A 19446-nucleotide genomic window follows, 5' to 3' on the forward strand; every position below is an offset into this window, starting at 1 on the left:
GGGATCCGCCCGTCTCCGGAACGCCCTGGATCAGGCGCTCGGGGGAGGGGCGGCGGCGGGCTTTTGGCCCGCCGCCGGTGTGTTCAGTGGTCCGAGCCGGTGATGCGCGGCAGCGTCTCGAACTGGTGGAACGGCGGCGGCGAGGACAGGGTCCACTCCAGCGTGGTGGCGCCTTCGCCCCACGGATTGTTGCCGGCCAGCTCCTTCTTGGTGAAGGCGACGACGATGCCGTAGAGCCAGACCAGCAGGCCGGCCGCGAAGATGTAGGAGCCGATCGACGACCAGAAGTGCCAGCCGGCGAAGGCGTCGGGATAGTCGACATAGTGCCGCGGCATGCCCGAGAGCCCGAGGAAGTGCTGCGGGAAGAACAGCAGGTTCGCGCCGATGAAGGCGACCCAGAAGTGCAGGCGGCCGATCCAGTCCGGGATGATGTAGCCGCTCATCTTCGGGAACCAGTAGTAGAAGCCCGCGAAGATGCCGAACACCGCGCCGAGCGACAGCACGTAGTGGAAGTGCGCCACCACGTAGTAGGTCGCGTGCAGCGAGCGGTCGAGGCCGGCATTGGCCAGCACCACGCCGGTGACGCCGCCGACGGTGAACAGGAAGATGAAGCCGATCGCCCAGACCATCGGCGCGGTGAAGCGGAGCGAGCCGCCCCACATCGTCGCGATCCAGGAGAAGATCTTCACGCCCGTCGGCACCGCGATCACCATCGTCGCGAAGACGAAGTAGCGCTGCGTGTTGAGCGACAGGCCGACCGTGTACATGTGGTGGGCCCAGACGATGAACCCGACAACGCCGATCGCGACCATGGCGTAGGCCATGCCGAGATAGCCGAAGATCGGCTTCTTCGAGAAGGTCGAGATGATGTGGCTGACGATGCCGAAGGCCGGCAGGATCATGATGTACACTTCGGGGTGGCCGAAGAACCAGAACAGGTGCTGGTAGAGCACCGGATCGCCGCCGCCGGCCGGATCGTAGAAGGTCGTGCCGAAATTGCGGTCGGTCAGCAGCATGGTGATCGCGCCGGCAAGGACCGGGAGCGCCAGCAGCAGCAGGAAGGCGGTGACCAGGACGCCCCAAGCGAACAGCGGCATCTTGTGCATGGTCATGCCAGGCGCGCGCATGTTCAGGATGGTGGTGATGAAGTTGATCGCGCCCAGGATCGACGCCGCACCGGCGACGTGGAGCGATAGGATGCCGAAATCGACCGACGGGCCGGGGTGGCCTGCCGACGAGAACGGCGGATAGATCGTCCAGCCCGTGCCGACGCCCTTGGCGCCGGGGGCGCCCTCGACGAACATCGAGATCAGCAGCAGGATCAGGCCCGCGACGGTCAGCCAGAACGAGATGTTGTTCATGCGCGGGAAGGCCATGTCCGGCGCGCCGATCATCAGCGGCACGAACCAGTTGCCGAAGCCGCCGATCACGGCGGGCATGACCATGAAGAAGATCATGATCAGACCGTGGCCGGTCACGAAGACGTTGTAGCTCTGGCCGTTGGCGAAGATCTGCAGGCCCGGCTGCTGCAGCTCGATGCGCATCATGATCGACAGGAAGCCGCCGATCAGGCCCGCGATGATCGAGAAGATCAGGTAGAGCGTGCCGATGTCTTTATGGTTGGTCGAGAGCAGCCAGCGGCGCCAGCCCGTCGGGGTGTGGTGCTCGTGGGCGTGGGCGTCGTCGTGCCCGTGGGCGTGGGGAGCCGCGGTAGCCATGAATTTCGTCTCCTCCTGCGAATGCGCTTCGCGTGAGTTCGTTCAAGAATGTCGGGTTCAGCGGGTCGCTTCGGCGACCTTGCTGGTGGCGTCGGCCGCATTGGCGAACTTCTGCTTCGCTTCCGCGAGCCAGGCCGTGTAGCGCTCCTGGCTGACGACGCGGATGGCGATCGGCATGAAGGCGTGGTTCTGGCCGCAGATGAACGAGCACTGGCCGTAGAAGATGCCTTCGCGATCGGCCTTGAACCAGGTTTCGTTCAGGCGGCCGGGGATGGCGTCGATCTTCACGCCGAAGGCAGGCAGCGCGAACTTGTGGATGACGTCGGCGCCGGTGACCTGCACGCGCACGATCTTGCCGACCGGCACCACCGCTTCGTTGTCGACGGCGAGCAGGCGGGGCGCCTCGGCCTCGGCGATCTTCTTCGACGAGATTGCCTCGGCGCGCTGCTTCTCGTCGAGCATCAGCGAATCGAAGCCGAAGCTGCCGCCGTCCTGCGGGTACTCATAGGACCAGTACCACTGCTTGCCGGTGACCTTCACGGTCATGTCGGCCTGCGGAATCTCCAGCTGCAGCTTGAGCAGGCGGAACGAAGGAATGGCGATCACGACCAGGATCAGGACCGGGACGATCGTCCAGGCGACCTCGAGCAGAGCATGGTGCGTCGTCTTCGAGGCGACCGGGTTGCGCTTTTCGTTGAAGCGCCAGGCGACGTAGATCAGCAACCCAAGCACGAAGAGCGTGATGATTAAGATGAGGACGTTCACCCAGTCATGGAACCAGTGGATGAACGTCATCACCTCGGAATTGGCCGGCTGGAGATTGATCTCCCAAGGCTGCGGCATGCCGTTCTGGGCCGATGCGACGGCCGGCGAAAACGCTACCAGGGCAGCAGCAAGGGCCGCCAGCGCGTTCCTGAGAGGAGTGGTCACAAATCGCATCGGTCCGACATAGCTCCTTTGATGCCGCGCGATCCGCCTTCGTCAGCTTAAGACAGGCGCGCGCCGGGGCGGCCACGTCTGACCGGCCCGGTTCTTCGGCATTGCGATAAATCAAAGATCACGCTTGCGCCAGTGGGGCAATGACAGGCTGTGACGCAGCCCGTGCGGCATAAGTACGCGACGAGCGCATGGGTGTCGGGCGGTCGATCTGCGCTGTTTGCAGGGAGTCCGCCACGAGTCTGCCGCGCGGACGCACGTGATCCTTCGCCTTGACAGGAATCGGGACGCATGGTCGGAACGCATTCTCGCGTGGCGGGGGCGCCGTTTCGGTGTGGGTGTGCGCACATTCCCACACCTTTAAGGAGAGGATGACAGGGATGCGCTCATTGATCGGTCCCGTGGCCGCGGCGCTCGCCGTCATCGGCTACGGCTGGCTCTCGGCCACGCCGGCCCAGGCGCAAGGCGCGGTACGTTCCACCCATGGCGATTGGCAGATGCGCTGCGAGACGCCCCCCGGCGCCAAGGCCGAGCAATGCGCGCTCGTTCAGAACGTCGCCGCCGAGGACCGCCCGAATCTGACGCTGCTCGTCATCGTGCTGAAGACGGCCGACCAGAAGAGCCGTCTGCTGCGTGTCGTCGCCCCGCTTGGCGTCCTGCTCCCCTCCGGCCTCGGTCTCAAGATCGACGACAAGGATATTGGCCGCGCCGGCTTCGTGCGCTGCCTGACCACCGGCTGCGTCGCCGAGGTGGTGATGGACGATACGCTGCTCGGCCAGCTCAAGACTGGTAAGAGCGCCACATTCATCGTGTTTCAGACGCCGGAGGAAGGGGTCGGAATCCCGGTATCGCTCAACGGATTCGGCCCTGGTGTGGAGGCTTTGCCGTGATTGATCGCTTTGCTGGCCGTTTCGGCCGGTTCATTCTGCCCGCCGGCCTTGCGTTTGCGCTTGCCGGCTGCGGCTCTTCCGGATCGTCGAGCACCGGCGAGCCCAGCGCCACGCAGAAGCTCGGCAATATCCTGATGTTCCAGTCGACCACGCCGCCGCCGGTCGATCAGCTGCCGCAGGACGACGAGGCGAACTTCATCTGCCCGCAGGTGATCATTTCCGATGGTGGCGCGGCGATCCGCGCCCAGTCTGGGCAGGACAGCAGCAGCCTGCGCAGCCAGGTCTCGATCAACACGGTCGCGCGCGAATGCACGCCGATCGGCAAGGATGGTGCCTTCACTCTCAAGGTCGGCGTCGAAGGGCGTATCCTGATCGGACCGGCCGGCAGTCCCGGCAATTATGGCGCGACGCTGTACACGCAGGTGATGCGCAACAACCAGGTGATCGCGCGCCGCAGTTCCCGCGTCGGCGGCGCCATCCCCAGTGGCCAGACCGGTGCCGATTTCTCGCATGTCGAGAGCAACATCTCGGTTCCCGCAGGGTCCGGCGAGGTGGAGATCATCGTCGGCCTGAATCCGGGCGGCGGAGGCGAGCCGGCCCGGCGCCGGCGCAGATAGGCGGCACGCTGCCCTAAATTCACGCGGGCGGGCCGATTGACTCGGCTCCTCGCTCGTCTATTGCTGGCTCAGCCGCATCATCCCCGCGGGAGAGACCGGGACCGGACTTGTCCGGACCCGGCGCCGAAGGCGCAACCGCCCCGGAAACGCTCAGGCAAACGGACCGCGTGGGAATTGGCGCTCTGGAAAGAGGCTGGCTTTTGAAGCCCGCCCACCGACGGGGGTAACTCGCCCAAGGCTTCGGCCCGGCGGGGAAATCTCTCAGGTCCCGAGACAGAGGGGGCGCGCTCCGGACGAATCCGTCCGGGGCTCGCGCTCGACTCTGGAAGGGATGCCATGGCTGCCGAAGCCGAGACTGCAAGCACCGAGCCGCTGCTCAAGACGCCGTTCCACGCCCGCCATGTCACGCTGGGCGCGCGCATGGTGCCGTTCGCCGGCTACGACATGCCGGTCCAGTATCCTGCCGGGATCATGGCCGAGCATAACTGGACGCGCGAGAGCGCCGGCCTGTTCGATGTCTCTCATATGGGCCAGGCCTTCCTCGTCGGTCCCGACCACGAGACCACGGCCCGCGCGCTGGAAGCGCTGATCCCGGCCGACATCGTCAACCTGCCGCCCGGCAAGCAGCGCTATTCGCAGCTGCTGAACGAGGAGGGCGGCATCCTCGACGATCTGATGGTGACGCGCTCGGCCGATCCGGACGAGGACGGCGCGCTGCTGCTCGTCGTCAACGCCGCCTGCAAGACGCAGGACTATGCCCATATCGAGGCGCGGCTGCCGCCCAATGTGAAGCTGGTCAAGGCGGAGCATCGTGGCCTGATCGCCCTGCAGGGGCCGAAGGCGGAGGAAGCGCTCGCGGCGCTCAATCCCGAGGCCGCCGAGATGGGCTTCATGACCCTGCGCACGCTGAAGCTCGGCGGCGTCAAGGCCAATGTCAGCCGCTCCGGCTATACCGGCGAGGACGGCTACGAGATCTCCGCCGCGGCCGACCGGATCGGAGAGATCTGGGATGCGCTCCTACTCGATGCACGCGTCAAGCCGATCGGCCTCGGCGCGCGCGATTCGCTGCGGCTGGAAGCCGGCCTATGTCTTTATGGCCATGACATCGACGCCACGACCTCGCCCGTCGAGGCGGCGCTCAACTGGTCGATCCAGAAGCGCCGGCGCGAGGAGGGCGGCTTCCCGGGCGCGGCCCGCATCCAGCGCGAATTCGCCGAGGGTGTCTCGCGCGTCCGCGTCGGCCTGCTGCCGGAAGGCCGGGCTCCGGCCCGCGAGGGCGCCGATATCGCGACCGCCGACGGCACCATCGTCGGCAAGGTCACTTCGGGCGGCTTCGGCCCGACCCTGAACGGCCCCTGCGCCATGGGCTATATCGCCAAGGCGCATTCGGCTCCCGGCACGAAGCTCGACCTGATCGTGCGCGGCAAGCCGCTGCCGGCGACCATCGCCGCGATGCCTTTCGTCCCCAACCGCTACAAGCGCTGAACCCACCTTTTCCGTCGGAGGAAACCATGGCCGAGACCCGCTACACCAAGGACCACGAATACATCCGCATCGAGGGCGACACCGGCACGGTCGGCATCACCGACTACGCCCAGGGCCAGCTTGGCGACGTCGTCTTCGTCGAGCTGCCGAGCGTCGGCAAGGCGCTGAGCAAGGGCGGCGAGGCCGCCGTAGTCGAGAGCGTCAAGGCGGCGTCCGAGGTCTATGCGCCGGTCTCCGGCGAAGTCGTCGCCGTCAACAGCGAGCTCGAGGCCGCGCCGGGCACCGTCAACGAGGATCCGGCCGGCAAGGGCTGGTTCGTCAAGATCAAGCTCACCAACACCGGCGAGCTCGACGGCCTGCTGAGCGAGGCCGAGTACCAGGACTACGTCAAGACGCTCTGACCCTCACCGAGTCGTCCCGGACAAGCCGCGTAGCGGCGCTGATCCGGGACCCATGCCTGAACCGCTCGGGCATGGGTCCCGGGTCGCCCTCCGGTCGCCCGGGACGACCTCGCAGTTTTGAACGGTCGCGACCGTATCAGAGAACGGAACCTCCATGCGCTATCTCCCCCTGACCGAGACCGACCGCGAGGACATGCTCGCGCGCATCGGCGTAACCGATGTGGATGCGCTCTTCTCCGACGTGCCGAGCGGCAAGCTGCTGACAGAACCGCTCGACCTGCCGCGCGCCAAGGGCGAGCTCGAGGTCGAGCGCATCCTCGGCAAGATGTCGTCGAAGAACACGGCGGCCGGCTCGGTGCCGTTCTTCGTCGGGGCCGGTGCGTACAAGCACCATGTCCCCGCGACGGTCGATCACCTGATCCAGCGCTCGGAGTTCCTGACCAGCTACACGCCCTACCAGCCCGAGATTGCCCAGGGCACGTTGCAATACCTGTTCGAGTTCCAGACCCAGGTCGCGGCCCTGACCGGCATGGAGGTTGCAAACGCCTCGATGTATGACGGCTCGACCGGCACGGCCGAAGCGGTGCTGATGGCGCATCGCGTCACCAGGCGGCGCAAGGCCGTGCTATCTGGCGGCCTGCACCCGCATTACACCCAGGTCGTCGAGACGCTGTCGGAGATGGCGAACGACGAGGTGGTGGCGCTGAAGCCCGACATCCGCGCCACCGAGGACATTCTCGCTGCGATCGACGACAGCGTCTCCTGCGTCGTGGTGCAGTCGCCCGACGTCTTCGGCAATCTGCGCGATCTCAAGCCGATCGCCGACAAGGCACACGCCCATGGCGCGCTCCTGATCGCGGTCTTCACCGAGGTCGTCTCGCTCGGTGCGGTCGTCCCGCCCGGCGCCCAGGATGCCGACATCGTCGTCGGCGAGGGCCAGTCGATCGGCAACGCCCTGAACTTCGGCGGGCCCTATGTCGGCCTCTTCGCGGCCAAGTCGAAATATATCCGCCAGATGCCGGGCCGGCTCTGCGGCGAGACGGTCGATGCCGATGGCCGCCGCGGCTTCGTGCTGACGCTCTCGACCCGCGAGCAGCACATCCGCCGCGACAAGGCGACCTCGAACATCTGCACCAATTCCGGCCTCTGCGTGCTGGCCTTCACCATCCACATGACGCTGCTCGGCCAGGCCGGCCTGACCCGGCTCGCCGAGGTCAACCACGCCAATGCGGTGAAGCTCGCCGACGCGCTGTCCGGCGTGAAAGGTGCCGAGATCCTCAACGAGAGCTTCTTCAACGAGTTTACCGTGAAGCTCGCCAAGCCGGCGGCAGAGGTGGCCGAAGCGCTCGCCGCCAGGGGCATCCTGGCTGGCGTGCCTGTCTCTCGGCTTCTGCCGGGCGCCGGGCTCGACGATCTCCTGATCGTCGCCAATACCGAAGTGAACACGGATGAGGATCGGGCGGCCTTCGTGGCGGCGCTCGCGGAGGTGCTGTGATGCTGAACCGTCAGGGACGTCCCAGCCAGGCTGGTGAAGCTTCCGCCGAGGTCCATGAGACCTTCACCGGCAACCGCGCGCTCCAGCAGATCGAGCCGCTGATCTTCGAGATCGGCCATCACGAGACGACCGGCGTCGACATCGACAAGCCGGCGCCCTTCAAGAGCCGCCTCGGCAAGCATGCCCGCCAGGGTGAGATCGGCCTGCCTGGCCTCTCCGAGCCGGAGACGATGCGCCATTATGTGCGCCTCAGCCAGAAGAACTACGGCATCGACACCGGGCTCTTCCCGCTCGGCTCCTGCACGATGAAGCACAATGCCCGCCTCAACGAGAAGGTGGCGCGGCTGCCGGGCTTCTCCGACGTGCATCCGCTGCAGCCCACATCGACCGTGCCGGGCGCGCTCGACGTCATGCTCGAGCTCGCCCGCTACCTGATGACGCTGACCGGCATGCCGGCCGTGGCGCTGTCGCCCAAGGCCGGTGCTCATGGCGAAGCCTGCGGCATGATGGCGATCAAGGCCGCGATCGCCGCCAAGGGCGAGGGTGCGACCCGCACTGTCGTGCTGGTCCCTGAATCGGCTCACGGCACCAACCCGGCGACCGCCGCGCTGATCGGCTTCTCGGTGAAGGCCGTCCCGGCCCGTCCGGACGGCACCGTCGCGGTCGAGGACGTCAAGGCGCTGCTCGGCCCCGACGTCGCCGCGATCATGCTGACCAACCCCAACACCTGCGGCATCTTCGAGCCGCAGATCGTCGAGATCGCCGCGGCGATGCATGAGGCGGGTGCCTATTTCTACTGCGACGGCGCCAACTTCAACGCGATCGTCGGCAAGGCGCGACCGGGCGATCTCGGCGTCGATGCCATGCATATCAACCTGCACAAGACCTTCTCGACCCCGCATGGCGGCGGCGGCCCGGGCGCAGGCCCGGTCGTGCTGTCGGAGCGGCTGGCGCCGTACGCGCCGGTGCCGTTCATCCATGTCGAGGGCGGCAAGTCGCGTCTCGTCGAGCACAAGGCCGATGCGCCCGAGGGCAGCGACCCGTTCGGTCGCATGACCGCGTTCCACGGCCAGATGGGCATGTATGTCCGGGCACTGGCCTACATGCTCAGCCATGGCGCCGACGGCATGAAGCAGGCGTCGGAAGATGCCGTGCTCAATGCCAACTACATCCGCGCCGGCCTCGCCGACCTGATGTCGCTGCCCTTCCCGGATCACCCATCGATGCATGAGGCGTTGTTCGACGACGACTGGCTGAAGGGCACCGGCGTTACCACGCTCGACTTCGCCAAGGCGATGATCGACGAGGGCTACCACCCGATGACGGTGTATTTCCCGCTCGTCGTCCACGGCGCCATGCTGATCGAGCCGACCGAGTCCGAATCGAAGGCCTCGCTCGACCTGTTCATCGCGACGCTGCGCGACCTCGCCATCGCCGCCAAGGGCAACGACAAGAGCCGCTTCACCGCGGCTCCCCATCACGCCCCGATGCGCCGTCTCGACGAGACCAGGGCCGCGCGCCAGCCGGTGCTGAAATGGGAAAAGCCCGCGCCCGTGAAGGAAGCGGCGGAGTAACACCTGTCGAGAGGGCAGGGGCGATTGCTCCTGCCCTTTCGTCACCTGAGCCGGCTGCCTTAAGTCTTCCTTGACCATATGCGAGGGAAGCTTCCGACGGCGTGTATCCTCGCGCCTTGGAAGCTCGCCCATGTATCGCGTTCGCCTTCGCCATATGCTCGCCGCCGCGGTCTCTTTCGCGGCGATGCTCTCGGCCTCCCGCGCCGAGGAGCCGGGCTATGGCCCCAAGACCTACGACCGCACGCTCGAGGCGCTGATCACGCATGAGGATATCGCCGGCCGCGGCGGCTGGCCGAAGGTTCCCAGTTCGGCGAGCGCGCTGAAACCCGATTCGCAGGGGCCGGATGTCGCGCTGCTCAAGCAGCGCCTGATGCTGAGCGGCGATCTCCCGCCCGACGCCTTGCCAGGCGATGTCTATGACGCGGCCGTCGTCGCTGCGGTGAAGCGCTTCCAGCGCCGCCATGGCTTGTCCGATCTCGGTACCGTCGGCCGCCTCACCCTGAAGGCGCTGAACGTGCCGGTGGAAGTGCGTCTCAACCAGCTCACGGCCACGCTGGAGCGGCTCAAGGGCAACGGCTTCAGCTTCACCGGTCGCTATGTCGTGGTGAACATCCCCGGCGCCAGCGCCGAGGCGGTGGATGGCGGTGTCGTCCAGCGCCGCCACCTCGCCATCGTCGGCCGGCCCGACCGGCCCTCGCCAGTGCTCCAGGCCAGCATCACCTCGGTCAACCTCAATCCCTACTGGACGGTGCCGATGTCGATCGTGAAGGCCGACATCATCCCGCATATGCGCAAGGATCCCGGCTTCATCGCCAAGTCCAACATGAAGCTGCTCGGCGCGGAGAACCGCGAGATCGACCCGGCGAGCGTCAACTGGGCTAGCCTGAGCAACCCCTATTTCTATGTCCGGCAGGAGCCGGGCCCGACCAATTCGCTCGGCCAGCTCAAGATCGACATGCCGAACAGCGAGGCGGTCTACATGCATGACACGCCGAAGAAGTCGCTGTTCCGCAACGATGTCCGCTTCAACTCATCCGGCTGTGCCCGCATCGAAGGTGTGCGTGATCTGGCGGCCTGGTTGCTCGAAGGCACCGAGTGGAACCAGCCGGCGATCGAGGCCGAGATCGCCAAGGGCGAGCGCAAGAACATCGCCTTGAAGAAGGCGGTGCCGGTCGCCTGGGTCTACATGACCGGCTGGCAGGATGCCGAGGGGCTGGTGCAGTTCCGCGACGACATCTATGGGCTCGACACGCCGCAGGGCATCGTCACCTCGACGATCCAGCCGCGCCGGCCCAAGCCAAAGCCGGTCGTCGCTCCGACAGAGGCAGCGCCCGCCACGGCCAAGCTGCCCCAGCCGGTCGTCCGGCCAGTTGCCCCGGCGGCCGTCGCCATCCAGTAGGACAGGGCGCTGCTCTTTCCGTTTCCTGGAGCTCACATGAAAAACGCCGCGGTCCGAAGACCGCGGCGTTTTCGTTTCTCGTGATGTCGTAGCGGCTCAGTTGAGCTTGGCGCGGACATCCTTGAGACCGGCGGCGATCAGGTCGGCACCGGCCTTGCCGGCGACCTGGCCACGCAGGATGACCTCGGCGGCGCGCGTCGCAGCCTCGGCTGCAGCAGCACGGACCTCGGCGGTGGCCTGCGTCTCGGCCTGGGCGATCTTGTCCTGCGCCGACTTGGTCCGGCGCGTGACGAACTCCGCCAGCTTCTCCTCGGCGTCCTTGGCGAGGCGCTGGGCCTCGTCCTTGGCGTTGGCGACGATCGCCTCGGCCTCGGCCTCGGCCGCCTTGCGCTTGCCTTCGAACTCGGCGAGCAGCAGCTCGGCCTCGTGGCGCAGGCGGCGGGCCTCGGCGAGCTCACGGGCGACGAGCTCGCCGCGAGCGTCGAGCGCGCCGGTGAGGCTCTTGAGAGCACCCATCTTCACCGCCATGGCGAGGAAGATGACGGTCGAGACGAGAACCCAGAAGGTCGGATTGCTCAACATGGTGCTCAGCCTCCCAGCGCGGTCTTGACCGCCTTGGCGGCGTCGGCCGGGGCCGGAGCCGTTCCGGTCAGATGGCTGACGATGGCGCCGGCCGCGTCGGCGGCGATCGCATCGACATGGCTCATCGCCTCGGTCTTGGTGGCGACGATCTTGGCCTCCGCATCGGCGAGCTTGGCGGAAAGATCGGCCTCGACCGTCTTGCGCCGCGCAGCGCTGTCGGCGTTGACCTTCTCGCGCGTCTCCTGCGCGATCGCCTGCGACTTGGCGCGGGCTTCGGCAAGGGACTTCTCATAGGCCTGGCCGGCCTCTTCGGCCTTGGCTTTCATCGCGGCCGCCTCGTCGAGATCGTTGCCGATCTTGTTGGCGCGGTCCTCGAGGATGCCGCCGAGGCGCGGCACGATGACCTTGGCGGCGAGCCAGTAGAGGAAGCCGAAGGTAATCGCCAGCCAGAGCAGCTGCGAGGCGAAGGTTTCACCCTGGAACGGCGGGAAGCCGCCGCCATGGGCGGGAGCCGCGCCGCCATGGGCGGTCGTTCCGGTGGTCGTGGCTGGCGCTGCCATCACTGAACCTCATCCGGCCGCACGAGCCCGGACGGTTCGCACGGCGATATGGGAAGGGAGGCGGGAGCCTGCCGCGTGACGCCCTATGAGGGCCGTCGCCTGCGGCAGGCTCTGGTCGTTTTCGCGATCAGACCGCGAAGAGCAGCAGCAGCGCGATCAGCAGCGAGAAGATGCCGAGCGCTTCGGTCAGCGCGAAGCCGAGCAGCAGGGTGCCGCGCTGGCCATCGGCCGCCGACGGGTTGCGCAGGGCGCCCGAGAGGAACTGGCCGAACAGGTTGCCGAGGCCGATGCCCGCCCCGGCCATGCCGAGGCAAGCGAGACCAGCGCCGATGTACTTGGCTGCGACGGGATCCATGGAAATGCTCCTTAGGGGGATGGTTGTGACAGTCGAGGGGTGAACTTGAGGATCAGGGCCGCTCAGTGGCCCGGATGCAGGGCGTCGTGCAGGTAGATGCAGGTCAGCACGGCGAAGACATAGGCCTGCAGTCCGGCGACCAGGAATTCCAGCGCGATAAGCGCGACGGTCAGCACGAGCGGCAACGGCGAGAGGATGGCCCAGCCGCCGGCGAAGAGCAGCGTCGCCACGAAGCCGGCGAAGATCTTCAGCGCGATGTGGCCGGCCAGCATGTTGGCGAAGAGGCGGACCGACAGGCTGATCGGGCGCGAAACGAAGGAGATGACCTCGATCGGCACCAGGATGATCAGCATCAGCGGATGCACGCCCTTGGGAACGAACAGGCCGAAGAAATGCGCGCCGTGCTTGGCGATGCCGTAGATGATGACCGTGAAGATCACGAGCGCGGCGAGCGCGGCGGTGACGATCAGGTGGCTGGTGACGGTGAACGCGCCCGGGATCATGCCGAGCATGTTGCAGACCAGCACGAACATGAAGAGCGAGAACACCAGCGGCATGAACTTCATGCCGTCATGGCCGGCCGAGTCTTTCACGGTGTTGGCTACGAACTCGTAGCCCATCTCCGCCAGCGATTGCAGCCGGCCCGGAACCAGCGAGCGGTTGCGCGTGCCGTAGACGAACAGCAGCACGATGATGGCGACGGCGGCGACCATGAACAGGGCGGAATTGGTGAAAGCGATTTCGCTTCCGCCGATCTTGCCAAGAGACACGATCGGTTTGATCTCGAATTGTTCGATCGGACCAGCCATCTGTCGCCCTTGTTCCTGCCATAAGACGGCCCCTTTCGGGACCGAGCCTCAGTTCTGCGCGCTCGACTTATCGTCAGTGCGCGATTTCATCAAGCCCGCTGCGCGCACGACGTTCATCACGCCAGCGCCGAAACCCAGCATCAGCAGGACGATCATCCCGAAGGGCGCCGTCCCCAGCCATTTATCGACGGCCCAGCCGAGCCCGCCGCCGACAATGATGCCGGCAACGAATTCCGTGGAAAGCCGCATCGCCTGCCCGATTCCGCTGGAATCGGCGGATGTGCTCTCGCGCCGGATTTCGGCTTCCGTCTGGTTGGTCGCGCGCTTCAAGCCTGCATCGAGGGATTTGAGCCGGACTTCCAGGCTCGCATCCTCATCAGCAGGCCGCCCCGGGCCCGAACTCTTTCCGTCCTGGCCCGTCATTGCCGCTCGACCGCCGTCATGACACGACCCCTCCGTGCTCGGTCCCCTGAAGAACCGGACAATACCGGAATTGTCGCTGATTTGCGCTGCCTGATCAGTCGATCCGGGAACCGGATCGTCGTGGCGCACGCTCATCGGATTGCCGATCGTTCCGTGCGATGAAACAAGCCCCGCCACCCGGAAAAATCGGGCGCACCATATTGACGGGGTCATATGGTGTCAAGCTGAGTGAGAAGCTATTAATGCCTTGAAAAATAAAATGATTTTAGACTGGCGCAGGTCTCCGGAGACGATTCTTGTGCGCCGCGGCAATAATGTCAGACCGCCTCGCGGATGCGCTCGGCCGTGGCGAGGTCGACCGAGACCATCTGGCTGACCCCGCGCTCGGCCATGGTGACGCCGAACAGCCGGTCCATGCGGGCCATGGTGATCGGGTTGTGGGTGATCAGGATGAAGCGCGTCGCGGTGTTGCGGGCCATCTCCTCGAGCAGGTCGCAATAGCGCTCGACATTGGCGTCATCGAGCGGAGCGTCGACCTCGTCGAGCACGCAGATCGGCGAGGGGTTGGTCAGGAACACCGCGAAGATCAGCGCGGTCGCGGTCAGCGCCTGTTCGCCGCCGGAGAGCAGCGTCATCACCTGCGGCTTTTTGCCCGGGGGGCGCGCGATGATCTCGAGCCCGGCTTCGAGCGGGTCTTCCGAATCGACCAGCGTGAGATCGGCGGTGCCGCCGCCGAACAGCACCCCGAACAGATGCTGGAAATGGCCGTTGACGATCTCGAATGCGGCAAGAAGCCGCTCCCTTCCTTCGCGGTTGAGCGCTCCGATCGCCTGGCGCAGGCGCCGGATCGCCTCGGTCAGGTCGTCACGCTCGGTCGCGAGGCCGCTGCGCTTGCCCTGGACTTCGCTCAGTTCGTCGTCGGCGCGCAGGTTGACCGCCCCCAGCCGTTCGCGCTCGGCCTTGAGCCCGCCCAGCCGCCGCTCGACATCCTCTGCATCCGGTGGCGTGTCGCCGACCTTCAGCCCGGCGAGTTGATGCAGGGTGGCGACTTCGGTCTCCAGCCCATCGACGATCTGGCGCACCACGTCTGCGAGGCGCTGGCGCGCAGCCTCCAGCCTGGCCTCGGCGCTCGCCCGAGCCTCGCGCGCGGCTGAAAGTGCTTCCAGCGCCGAGCGCGCCTGCCGGTCGGCTTCTGCCTGCGCGACCTCGCCGGCGGCGAGCTTGTCGGCAGCGGTGCGCCGGTTGGCCTCGGCCGTCTCGATCTCCGCGAGGAGCCGGCGGCGTTCGACCAGGAAAGTGTCGGGTGCCTCGAGCAGCGCTTTGTGCTCGGCCGCCGTCGTCTCGATGCGCCGGCGGGTATCGGCGGCGCTCTGCTCGCTGGTGGCAGCGCGCTCCCGCCAGGCGCGCAGATCCCCTGCGATCGCCTCGCGCCGGCGGCTGCGCAGTTCGGCCTCGCGCCCTTGCGTCTGCACCCGCGCCCGCGCCTCGGAGGCTGAAGCGCGCCGCTCGCCTAGCTCCGCTCGCGCAGCGAGCAGGGCGCTTTCCAGTTCGGGCGCCGGGGCGAGGCCGGCGAGATCTTGATTCGCGGCCTCTGCCTGCGCCTGCGCATCGGCGATGTTCTGGCCGAGCCGGCCGATCGCCTCGGTCAGGGCCGAGCGGCGCGCCGCCGTTTCCCCGGCCTTGCGTTCGGCCTGGGCTAGCCGCTCGCGAGCCTGATCGAGGTTGCGCCTGGCCTCGCGGATCGCCTCCAGCGCCTTCGTCTCGGCCTGAGCCGCAGCCTTGGTGCGCTCGCTCGCCTGGTCGAGCCCGTCGCGCGCCGCTTCGGAGGCTTCGCGCGCTGCCTGGGCCTCGCGTTCGAGATCACCGAGGCGGTTCTTCTCGGCGAGCCGGCGGGCGGCAGGCGAGGGCGCATCGGCGGCGCTGGTGAAGCCGTCCCAACGCCAGATGTCGCCCTCGCGCGAGACCAGTCGCTGCCCGGGCAACAGTTTCGGCCGCAGCGCGGCGCCGTCTGCCCGGGCGACGACGCCGATCTGGCGCAGCCGCCGGCCGAGCGCCGCCGGGCCGCGAACTTGTTTGGCGAGCGACTCGACGCCATCGGGAAGCGACGGGTCGCTTTCGCCACTGCCGCTGTCGGACCAATGCGCTGGCGCTGCCGGATCGGCCGACGCGTCGAGATCGTCGCCCAGCGCCGCGCCGAGCGCCGTTTCATAGCCTTTGGCCGCCACAATCGAATCGAGGATCGCCGGCCAGCGCCCACCCGCCGCCGGAGCGAGCAGCTTCTGCAAGGTCCGGACTTCGGTTTCGAGGCGCTGCGCCTTGCGGTCGGCTTCCGCGACCGGCCCGCGTAGCCGCGATTCCTCCTCGCGAGCTGCCGCAAGGGCGCTGCGCGCGACGCCCGCGGCGGCATCCGCGCTTTGCATTGCGGAGTCCGCGGTCGCGACCGTAGCGCGCAAGCCGTCGAGCGAGGCGGCGGTGCCATCGGCATCGAGCGCTGCCTGGTCGCGCTGCAGCCGTTCGCGCTCTGCGGTGTGTCGGGCCTCGCGTTCCGTCGCCTCGCGCAGGGCCCGTTCGAGCGCACCGCGCCGGGCGGCGAGCTCGGAGAGGCGCACCTGCACCGCGGCGTGCTCCGCTTCCGCCGCCGCAAGTGCTTTTTCCGCCTCGGCGAGTTCGGCTGCTGCGGCCACGCTGCCACCTGCCGCAGCCTCGCCCTCCAGTCGCAGGCTCTCATCCTCGGCCGTCAGGCGCGACAGGCTGTCGCTCGCATCTTTGCCGAGGCTGTCCTGCCGCGCGAGATCGCTCTGCAGTTCGGCGAGCCGCTTGGCCAGTTCCTCGGTGCGCTGTTTGGCGCGGCGGTTCTCGGCCTCGATCTCGTCGAGACCACGCTTCAGGCGCACGAGCGCCGCCGCGGCGGCGGCCTCGCCTTCGCGCAGCGCCGGCAGCTCATGCGCCGCGATTGCCTGCAAGCGGGCTGCTTGCGCCTGCACGCCTGTCCTGTCGGCGACCTCGCGCACGGCCGCTTCGAGGGCGCGCTCGGCGACAGCTTCCTGCGTCCGCGCCTCGTGATGGGCGATGAGCGCCAGCACCGCCTCGGCCTTGCGGATGTCGCTGGCGAGGTTGCGATAGCGCGTCGCCTGGCGCGCTTGCCGTTGCAAGGCCTCGACCTGTCCGTCGATCTCGGCGAGCACGTCTTCCAGCCGGTTGAGATTGTCCTCGGCGCCCTTGAGGCGCAGCTCCGCCTCGTGCCGGCGGCTGTGCAGCCCGGCGATACCGGCGGCGTCCTCGAGGATGCGCCGGCGTGATTGCGGCTTGGCGGAGATGATCTCGCTGATCTGGCCCTGTCGCACCAGCGCCGGCGAGCGCGCGCCGGTCGCGGCGTCGGCGAAGAGGAGTTGCACGTCGCGGGCACGCACCTCCTTGCCGTTGATCCGGTAGGTCGATCCCTCCTCGCGCTCGATCCGGCGCGTCACCTCCAGCACCTCCGCCTCGTTGAAGGCGGCGGGCGCCTTGCGGTCGCTGTTGTCAAGAGTGAGGGCGACCTCGGCCATGTTGCGGGCCGGGCGCTCGGACGAGCCGCCGAAGATGACGTCGTCCATCCCCGAGCCGCGCATGTTCTTGAACGAGCTTTCGCCCATCACCCAGCGCAGGGCTTCGACGAGATTGGACTTGCCGCAGCCGTTCGGGCCGACAATGCCGGTCAGCCCCGGCTCGATCTGGAATTCGGCCGGTTCGACGAAGGTCTTGAAGCCGGCTAGCTTGAGGCGCGTCAGCTGCATCGACGCGCCTTCAGGCTGCCGGACCGCTCAGCTGCCGAGCAGCGGCTCGAGGATCTTGTCGAATTCGGCGAGGCTGAGTGCACCGGAGCGCTTCTGCCCGTTGATGAAGAAGGTCGGGGTGGAGTCCACGCCAGCCTTGGCTCCACCTTCCTTAACCTGCGTGACAGCGTCGTAAATGTCCTGACGTTTCAGGCAGGCCTCGAAAGATTCCTGTGTGAAACCGGCCTGCTTGACCAGGCTCGAAAGCGCATCGACCGGCTTTTCGGTGAAGGCCCAGTTGCGCTGCTGCGCGAACAGCAGGTCGGTCAGCGGATAGTATTTGTCGGTGCCGTTGCAGCGGGCCAGCATGAAGCCGGCGGTGGCGAGCGGATCGAGCGGGAACTCGCGCAGCACGAAGCGCACCTTGCCGGTGTCGATGTACTTCGCCTTCAGCGCCGGCCAGGTGTCCTTGTGGAAATTGGCGCAGTGGCTGCAGGTCAGCGAGGCGTACTCGATGATCGAGACCTTGGCGTCGGCATTGCCGAGCCAGACATCGCCGAGCGGGTTGGCGACCCCGGGAAGCGTCTGGGCCGAAGCGCCCTGGCTGGCGAGAAGCGGCGAGAAGGCCAAGGCGGCTGAGCCGATCAACACCTGGCGGCGGCTGGTCATGAGACAATCCCTGATGACGAAGTAGTTGCGCGGACCATAGTCACCAGCAGGATTGTGGCAAGATCGGTTCGCTGCTTCCCGCTCACGAAGCCGTGTCGTCGCCCGCGACCTGGCGCCGTTGCGCGATGCCGCGCCCGAGCCGCGCCAGTGCCTCGCGCAATTCGGCGCTTTCGACGCCGGCGACCTGTGCTTCGATCCGCGCCAGCGCTGCCGGATCCGGCGGCGGGGCGGGCCTCGGCGCGGGAAGCGGCGCGACCGGCCCCTGCTTCAGCACCAGTTTGCCGACGGCGCGCCAGCCGAGATGGCTGTTGACCCGCTCCAGCACCAGAGGCCCGAGCTGCTGCATCTCCAGGGCGAAGGCGCCCTCGACACGCACGACTAGCGTCGCCGGGTCCGAGAGCTCACCAGGTGCACCGCGACGCCGCGGCCAGTCGATCTTGAGAGGCCGCGTGCGCTGCGCCAGCCGCTCGCCGACGATCTCCGGCCAGAAGGCCACGACTGAGCGCCCGGCGAAGCCTTGGGCGGCGAGCGCGGGCGCGAGGCAGTCGTCGATCAGTTCGGCGAGGGGTTTTGCGACCATGTAGGCACCCTATAGCTGTGGGTGCCTACGACAAACAGCTGTTTGCAGGACAGCGGGATGCTTGCCTGTCCGGGCGGTCGCGCTACACAAAGTCCGATGGACGCTTCCGCTCCCCAGCCCCGCGCCGCTGATCTCCTCGCCTGGTATGACCGCCATCGCCGCGTCCTGCCCTGGCGGGCGCTGCCGGGCGAGCAGGCCGACCCTTATCGCGTCTGGGTCTCCGAGATCATGCTGCAGCAGACCACGATCGCGGCGGTGAAGCCCTATTTCGAGCGCTTCATGGCGCGCTTTCCGACGGTCGAGGCGCTAGCCGCCGCGCCATCGGAGATCGTCATGCAAGCCTGGGCCGGGCTCGGTTACTACTCGCGCGCCCGCAATCTCCACGCCTGCGCCAAGGCGGTTGCGCATGAGCATGGCGGCCGCTTTCCCGATACCGAGGAGGGCCTGCGCGCCTTGCCGGGTATCGGCGCCTATACGTCGGGAGCCGTCGCTGCGATCGCCTTCGACCGGCCGGCGGCTGCGGTCGATGGCAATGTCGAGCGGGTGATCACGCGCCTCTTCGCGATCGAGGACGAGATGCCCGCCGCCAAGCCGCTGATCCGCGAGCGGGTTTTGGCGCTGCTGCCGCATGCCCGGCCTGGAGACTTTGCGCAGGCACTGATGGATCTGGGCGCGACGATCTGCACGCCGCGCTCGCCGGCCTGCGGGCTCTGCCCCTGGCGTGAGCCCTGCCAGGCGCGCATCGCCGGGACGCAGGAGAGCTTTCCGCGCAAGGCGGCGAAGAAGACCGGCAAGACCCGCTATGGCGCGGCCTTCGTCGCGATGCGCGACGATGGTGCCGTGCTGGTCCGCACCCGCCCGGCCAAGGGCTTGCTCGGGGGCATGGTCGAGGTGCCCGGTGGCGACTGGCGGACGGATTACGAGGTGGACGACGCCCTGCGTGACGCACCAGTGGGGGCGACATGGCGCCGCCTGATGCTGCCGGTCCGCCACGCCTTCACGCATTTCCCGCTGGAGCTGACGGTGTTCGCCGGGCGCGTTCCGCTGGAGACGCAGGCACCGCAGGGCATGCGCTTCACGCCGTTCAACCGGTTGAAGCACGAGGCGTTTCCGAACGTCTTCCTGAAGGCGCTCGAAGCGGGACTGGAAGAGTTGCAGCGGCCTCTAGACTAGAAGTGAGAGACGGATTCACCGATCAGGT

Annotated in this window: 18 protein-coding genes and 2 riboswitches; of the genes, 8 read left to right on the forward strand and 10 right to left on the reverse strand. The window is 67.4% G+C overall.

Annotated elements, in window-relative coordinates:
• Positions 1-83 precede the first annotated feature (83 nt).
• The gene (ctaD, locus tag V7S63_RS14515; RefSeq protein WP_100959143.1) at positions 84-1718 is read right to left on the reverse strand and encodes a cytochrome c oxidase subunit I; all 1635 of its coding nucleotides are present in this window, start codon (positions 1716-1718) and stop codon (positions 84-86) included.
• Positions 1719-1775: 57 nt separating this feature from the next.
• Positions 1776-2657, reverse strand: coding sequence for a cytochrome c oxidase subunit II (gene coxB / locus V7S63_RS14520; protein ID WP_442896470.1), 882 nt, complete (start codon positions 2655-2657; stop codon positions 1776-1778).
• Positions 2658-3025: 368 nt separating this feature from the next.
• Between coxB and V7S63_RS14525 the strand changes: the two genes are divergently transcribed.
• The 7 genes from V7S63_RS14525 (at position 3026) to V7S63_RS14555 (ending at position 10515) form a co-directional block, all read left to right on the forward strand.
• A complete protein-coding gene (locus tag V7S63_RS14525) occupies positions 3026-3544 on the forward strand; it encodes an invasion associated locus B family protein (RefSeq protein WP_336530732.1) in 519 nt (172 codons plus the stop codon).
• On the forward strand, positions 3541-4161 hold the full coding sequence (locus tag V7S63_RS14530; protein WP_091831818.1) for a hypothetical protein: 621 nt from the start codon (positions 3541-3543) through the stop codon (positions 4159-4161). Before V7S63_RS14525 ends, V7S63_RS14530 begins: the two co-directional genes overlap by 4 nt.
• Positions 4162-4237: 76 nt before the next feature.
• Positions 4238-4337: riboswitch (glycine riboswitch) on the forward strand.
• A 4-nt stretch (positions 4338-4341) separates the two neighbouring features.
• Positions 4342-4440, forward strand: a riboswitch (glycine riboswitch).
• Between the two features lie 57 nt (positions 4441-4497).
• On the forward strand, positions 4498-5646 hold the full coding sequence (gcvT, locus tag V7S63_RS14535; RefSeq protein WP_336530733.1) for a glycine cleavage system aminomethyltransferase GcvT: 1149 nt from the start codon (positions 4498-4500) through the stop codon (positions 5644-5646).
• Between the two features lie 26 nt (positions 5647-5672).
• Positions 5673-6047, forward strand: coding sequence for a glycine cleavage system protein GcvH (gcvH, locus tag V7S63_RS14540; protein WP_336530734.1), 375 nt, complete (start codon positions 5673-5675; stop codon positions 6045-6047).
• Positions 6048-6201: 154 nt separating this feature from the next.
• The gene (gene gcvPA / locus V7S63_RS14545; protein ID WP_336530735.1) at positions 6202-7542 is read left to right on the forward strand and encodes an aminomethyl-transferring glycine dehydrogenase subunit GcvPA; all 1341 of its coding nucleotides are present in this window, start codon (positions 6202-6204) and stop codon (positions 7540-7542) included.
• Entirely contained in the window at positions 7542-9116 is a 1575-nt protein-coding gene (gene gcvPB, locus V7S63_RS14550) for an aminomethyl-transferring glycine dehydrogenase subunit GcvPB (protein WP_100959141.1), read from the forward strand. The genes gcvPA and gcvPB overlap by 1 nt, the downstream gene beginning before the upstream one ends.
• A gap of 130 nt (positions 9117-9246) precedes the next feature.
• On the forward strand, positions 9247-10515 hold the full coding sequence (locus tag V7S63_RS14555) for a L,D-transpeptidase family protein (RefSeq protein ID WP_336530736.1): 1269 nt from the start codon (positions 9247-9249) through the stop codon (positions 10513-10515).
• Positions 10516-10611: 96 nt separating this feature from the next.
• Here V7S63_RS14555 and V7S63_RS14560 read toward each other — a convergent pair whose 3' ends face one another.
• From V7S63_RS14560 to V7S63_RS14595, 8 genes are all read right to left on the reverse strand, one after another.
• A complete protein-coding gene (locus V7S63_RS14560; protein ID WP_442896476.1) occupies positions 10612-11094 on the reverse strand; it encodes a F0F1 ATP synthase subunit B family protein in 483 nt (160 codons plus the stop codon).
• An 8-nt stretch (positions 11095-11102) separates the two neighbouring features.
• Positions 11103-11657 carry a F0F1 ATP synthase subunit B gene (locus V7S63_RS14565; protein WP_091831803.1) on the reverse strand — a complete coding sequence of 185 codons (555 nt, stop codon included), beginning with the start codon at positions 11655-11657 and terminating at the stop codon, positions 11103-11105.
• A gap of 127 nt (positions 11658-11784) precedes the next feature.
• Positions 11785-12012 (reverse strand): F0F1 ATP synthase subunit C, encoded by a 228-nt coding sequence (locus V7S63_RS14570; protein ID WP_091831801.1) that lies wholly within the window; start codon positions 12010-12012, stop codon positions 11785-11787.
• Between the two features lie 62 nt (positions 12013-12074).
• Positions 12075-12821: a F0F1 ATP synthase subunit A gene (locus V7S63_RS14575; protein WP_091831799.1), complete on the reverse strand. Its 747-nt coding sequence runs from the start codon at positions 12819-12821 to the stop codon at positions 12075-12077.
• A gap of 48 nt (positions 12822-12869) precedes the next feature.
• A complete protein-coding gene (locus V7S63_RS14580) occupies positions 12870-13379 on the reverse strand; it encodes an AtpZ/AtpI family protein (protein ID WP_336530738.1) in 510 nt (169 codons plus the stop codon).
• 182 nt (positions 13380-13561) lie between these two features.
• Positions 13562-17017, reverse strand: coding sequence for a chromosome segregation protein SMC (smc, locus tag V7S63_RS14585; RefSeq protein WP_336530739.1), 3456 nt, complete (start codon positions 17015-17017; stop codon positions 13562-13564).
• A 27-nt stretch (positions 17018-17044) separates the two neighbouring features.
• The gene (locus V7S63_RS14590; RefSeq protein WP_091831793.1) at positions 17045-17665 is read right to left on the reverse strand and encodes a DsbA family protein; all 621 of its coding nucleotides are present in this window, start codon (positions 17663-17665) and stop codon (positions 17045-17047) included.
• Between the two features lie 82 nt (positions 17666-17747).
• On the reverse strand, positions 17748-18245 hold the full coding sequence (locus tag V7S63_RS14595; RefSeq protein WP_100959138.1) for a DUF721 domain-containing protein: 498 nt from the start codon (positions 18243-18245) through the stop codon (positions 17748-17750).
• Positions 18246-18341: 96 nt separating this feature from the next.
• Here V7S63_RS14595 and mutY point away from each other — a divergent pair, with 96 nt between their 5' ends.
• On the forward strand, positions 18342-19418 hold the full coding sequence (gene mutY, locus V7S63_RS14600; RefSeq protein ID WP_336530740.1) for an A/G-specific adenine glycosylase: 1077 nt from the start codon (positions 18342-18344) through the stop codon (positions 19416-19418).
• Positions 19419-19446 lie beyond the last annotated feature (28 nt).

The organism is Allobosea sp. CCNWLY174 (assembly GCF_037120455.1).
Classification (GTDB): domain Bacteria; phylum Pseudomonadota; class Alphaproteobacteria; order Rhizobiales; family Beijerinckiaceae; genus Allobosea; species Allobosea lupini.